General features: G+C 45.1%; 2 protein-coding genes. Both read left to right on the top strand.

The window, feature by feature from the left end; genetic code table 11:
* On the top strand, nt 1-510 hold a 510-nt coding region (locus Q0192_RS15635; RefSeq protein WP_299290808.1), incomplete at its 5' end, for a phosphoribosylanthranilate isomerase.
* A gap of 9 nt (nt 511-519) precedes the next feature.
* On the top strand, nt 520-1,701 hold the full coding sequence (gene trpB / locus Q0192_RS15630) for a tryptophan synthase subunit beta (protein ID WP_299290805.1): 1,182 nt from the start codon (nt 520-522) through the stop codon (nt 1,699-1,701).
* The last annotated feature ends 115 nt before the right edge of the window (nt 1,702-1,816 follow it).

Genomic DNA, 1,816 nt, shown 5'->3' with positions numbered 1-1,816 from the left:
TTAACGGAGCTTCGTTTACCGGCAAAAAAAACAGGCGTTTTTGTGGATAAAGATTTTAGCACCATCAAAAGCCTCATCCAAAAATACCATTTGGATGCCGTACAGCTTCATGGAAGCGAATCTGCAGAAACCTGCGCCGCTTTAAGAAAAACGGTTGAAGTGATCAAAGCTTTTGGGGTGGATGAAAACTTTGATTTCAATTTGCTTAAAGCTTACGAAAATTCGGTTGATTACTTTTTGTTCGATACAAAAACCTTGGTTTATGGCGGCTCCGGAAAGGTTTTCGATTGGCATGTTTTAGAAAATTATACTTTAAATGTTCCGTTCTTTATCAGCGGCGGTTTAGGCCAGGAAAACCTGGAAGAAGTTTTAAAGTTGCAGCATCCGGCTTTTTATGGTTTGGATTTGAACAGCAGGTTTGAAGACGAGCCAGGGCTGAAAAACATTAAAAAACTGGAGGAAGCTTTTGCCTTGATCAAAGCGCATAACAAACCGCTTCCTTCCAAATAAAACCTTAAAATGAAATACGGAGTTAACGAACAAGGTTATTACGGCGATTTCGGCGGCGCATACATCCCCGAAATGCTTTACCCCAATATTGAGGAACTGAGGCAGCAATACCTGGAAATTACCACGGATGCTTCTTTTATCCATGAATTTAACCAGTTGATGCGCGATTACGTGGGCCGCCCTTCGCCTTTGTATTTTGCCAAACGCACTTCGGGTTTGTATGGCGCCAATATTTATTTTAAGCGCGAAGATTTAAACCATACCGGCTCGCACAAAATCAACAATGCCATTGGCCAGATTCTCCTTGCACAACGTTTGGGCAAAACTCGGATCATTGCTGAAACAGGCGCGGGCCAGCACGGCGTGGCAACGGCAACTGTTTGCGCGCTCAAAAATATCGAATGCGTGGTTTACATGGGCGAAGTTGATATTGAAAGACAGGCGCCAAATGTTGCCCGGATGAAAATGCTGGGCGCAACCGTTATCCCGGCAACTTCCGGCAGTAAAACGCTGAAAGATGCCACCAACGAAGCAATGCGCGACTGGATCAACAACCCTGAAGACACACATTATATCATCGGTTCTGTGGTTGGCCCGTATCCGTATCCCGAAATGGTTGCCAGGTTTCAGTCTATTATTTCCGAAGAAACCCGTAAACAATTGCTGGAACAAACCGGAAGCGAACTGCCGGACTATGCCTTGGCTTGCGTTGGCGGCGGCAGCAATGCGATGGGCATGTTTTACCATTTTCTGGATGAAGAAAGCGTAAAATTAGTGGCCGTGGAAGCAGCCGGAAGAGGTGTTGATTCGGGTGAATCTGCCGCGACAACTTATTTAGGTAGGGAAGGCGTTTTGCACGGCAGCCGCACCATTTTAATGCAAACCGATGACGGGCAAGTGGTAGAGCCTTATTCCATTTCTGCCGGTTTGGATTATCCGGGGATTGGGCCGCAGCACGCACATCTGCACAAAATAAAACGGGCAGAATATGTCAACATTACGGATGACGAAGCGATGGAAGCCGGGCTGGAATGTTCGCGTTTGGAAGGCATCATCCCGGCGATTGAAACCGCTCATGCTTTAGCGCAACTCAAAAAAATGAAATTTCAAGGCGATGAAACGGTTGTAATTTGCCTTTCTGGCCGCGGCGATAAAGATTTGACCACTTACATCAACCACTTCGGATTTTAACGATACTGTTTTTATGCCAATAAAAACAGTATGCATATTTTCTATTTTAATTCCTCTTACATGAACAGGCTGAACCAGCTTTTTGCCACAAAAAAAGAAAACCTGCTATCCATTT

It is taken from the genome of uncultured Mucilaginibacter sp. (assembly GCF_937859865.1).
Classification (GTDB): Bacteria; Bacteroidota; Bacteroidia; order Sphingobacteriales; family Sphingobacteriaceae; genus Mucilaginibacter_A.
This window is presented reverse-complemented; position numbering and strand designations above follow the sequence as displayed.

What these genes read in the sequence shown, in the direction of transcription:
- trpB (WP_299290805.1), top strand. Translation starts at nt 520, where the DNA reads ATGAAATACGGAGTTAACGAACAAGGTTATTACGGCGATTTCGGCGGC.